Here is a 2,624-nt window from a genome sequence, read left to right as displayed (position 1 = left end):
CCTTACGACCAGGGCTACACACGTGCTACAATGGCATATACAAAGAGAAGCGACCTCGCGAGAGCAAGCGGACCTCATAAAGTATGTCGTAGTCCGGACTGGAGTCTGCAACTCGACTCCACGAAGTCGGAATCGCTAGTAATCGTGGATCAGAATGCCACGGTGAATACGTTCCCGGGCCTTGTACACACCGCCCGTCACACCATGGGAGTGGGTTGCAAAAGAAGTAGGTAGCTTAACCTTCGGGAGGGCGCTTACCACTTTGTGATTCATGACTGGGGTGAAGTCGTAACAAGGTAACCGTAGGGGAACCTGCGGTTGGATCACCTCCTTACCTTAAAGAACCTGCCTTTGCAGTGCTCACACAGATTGTCTGATGAAAAACGAGCAGTAAAAACCTCTACAGGCTTGTAGCTCAGGTGGTTAGAGCGCACCCCTGATAAGGGTGAGGTCGGTGGTTCAAGTCCACTCAGGCCTACCAGATTTTCCCTGAATACTGCGTTGTGAAATGACTCACATACTTTAAGTATGCTTCGTCATTCCACGCCTTGTCTCAGGAAAAATCATCGGTAAGAGGTTCTGACTGTACTGTATGGGGCTATAGCTCAGCTGGGAGAGCGCCTGCTTTGCACGCAGGAGGTCTGCGGTTCGATCCCGCATAGCTCCACCATACTGTAGACGGTATCAAGAAAACTTCAGAGTGTACCTGAAAAGGTATGCTGCGAAGTTTTGCTCTTTAAAAATCTGGATCAAGCTGAAAATTGAAACGACACACTGAATAAGTGTGTTCGGGTCTCTCAAATTATCGCAATCAGAAGATGACACTGTAAAAGGTGATGTGAGCGATGTGAAGACAAGGCGTACCGCACGCAGCGAGCGCAGTGGACTGAATGTCCATGAGCATCGCGAGTACGGAACAACGCAGTATTCACGTCGCGCAACAAGCCGGACAGAATAAAACATCTTCGGGTTGTGAGGTTAAGCGACTAAGCGTACACGGTGGATGCCCTGGCAGTCAGAGGCGATGAAGGACGTGCTAATCTGCGAAAAGCGYCGGTAAGGTGATATGAACCGTTATAACCGGCGATGTCCGAATGGGGAAACCCAGTGYRATTCGTCACACTATCGTTAGCTGAATACATAGGCTAACGAGGCGAACCGGGGGAACTGAAACATCTCAGTACCCCGAGGAAAAGAAATCAACCGAGATTCCCCCAGTAGCGGCGAGCGAACGGGGAGGAGCCCGGAGTCTGAATCAGCATGTGTGTTAGTGGAAGCGTCTGGAAAGGCGCACGGTACAGGGTGAAAGTCCCGTACACAAAAATGCAGGTGCTGTGAACTCGAAGAGTAGGGCGGGACACGTGTTATCCTGTCTGAATATGGGGGGACCATCCTCCAAGGCTAAATACTCCTGACTGACCGATAGTGAACCAGTACCGTGAGGGAAAGGCGAAAAGAACCCCGGCGAGGGGAGTGAAAAAGAACCTGAAACCGTGTACGTACAAGCAGTGGGAGCCCCACCACCAAAGCATTCTCTGGTGTTGAAGGCCCTGCAGAGCAGCATCGCGGTGGCGGAGCGTCGTATGCGACGCCCAACACACAAAACAAGCGGTGAATGCTTTGGGGTGGGGTGACTGCGTACCTTTTGTATAATGGGTCAGCGACTTATATTCTGTAGCAAGGTTAACCGTATAGGGGAGCCGAAGGGAAACCGAGTCTTAACCGGGCGTTAAGTTGCAGGGTATAGACCCGAAACCCGGTGATCTAGCCATGGGCAGGTTGAAGGTTGGGTAACACTAACTGGAGGACCGAACCGACTAATGTTGAAAAATTAGCGGATGACCTGTGGCTGGGGGTGAAAGGCCAATCAAACCGGGAGATAGCTGGTTCTCCCCGAAAGCTATTTAGGTAGCGCCTCGTGAATTCATCTCCGGGGGTAGAGCACTGTTTCGGCYAGGGGGCCATCCCGGCTTACCAACCCGATGCAAACTGCGAATACCGGAGAATGTTATCACGGGAGACACACGGCGGGTGCTAACGTCCGTCGTGAAGAGGGAAACAACCCAGACCGCCAGCTAAGGTCCCAAAGTCATGGTTAAGTGGGAAACGATGTGGGAAGGCCCAGACAGCCAGGATGTTGGCTTAGAAGCAGCCATCATTTAAAGAAAGCGTAATAGCTCACTGGTCGAGTCGGCCTGCGCGGAAGATGTAACGGGGCTAAACCATGCACCGAAGCTGCGGCAGCGACACGKATVHSTTCGTTGGGTAGGGGAGCGTTCTGTAAGCCGTWGAAGGTGKSCTGTGAGGSHTGCTGGAGGTATCAGAAGTGCGAATGCTGACATAAGTAACGATAAAGCGGGTGAAAAGCCCGCTCGCCGGAAGACCAAGGGTTCCTGTCCAACGTTAATCGGGGCAGGGTGAGTCGACCCCTAAGGCGAGGCCGAAAGGCGTAGTCGATGGGAAACAGGTTAATATTCCTGTACTTGGTGTTACTGCGAAGGGGGGACGGAGAAGGCTATGTCGGCCGGGCGACGGTTGTCCCGGTTTAAGCRTGCAGGTGTGTGCTCCAGGCAAATCCGGTGCACTTTAACACTGAGGCGTGATGACGAGGCACTACGGTGCTG

Annotated in this window: 2 tRNA genes and 2 rRNA genes; all 4 read left to right on the top strand. The window is 52.6% G+C overall.

What is annotated here, in order from left to right:
• Positions 1-334, top strand: a 16S ribosomal RNA gene (locus FE839_RS24425); the annotation flags it as partial.
• A gap of 70 nt (positions 335-404) precedes the next feature.
• Positions 405-481: transfer RNA gene (locus tag FE839_RS24420), tRNA-Ile, on the top strand.
• A gap of 113 nt (positions 482-594) precedes the next feature.
• Positions 595-670 (top strand) — tRNA-Ala (locus FE839_RS24415).
• Between the two features lie 306 nt (positions 671-976).
• Positions 977-2,624: ribosomal RNA gene (locus tag FE839_RS24410) — 23S ribosomal RNA — on the top strand; the annotation flags it as partial.

It is taken from the genome of Klebsiella indica, assembly GCF_005860775.1.
In the GTDB taxonomy this organism is placed as follows: Bacteria; Pseudomonadota; Gammaproteobacteria; order Enterobacterales; family Enterobacteriaceae; genus Klebsiella; species Klebsiella indica.
Note: the sequence above shows the minus strand (reverse complement) of the source record. Positions and strands in the feature narration are given on the sequence as shown.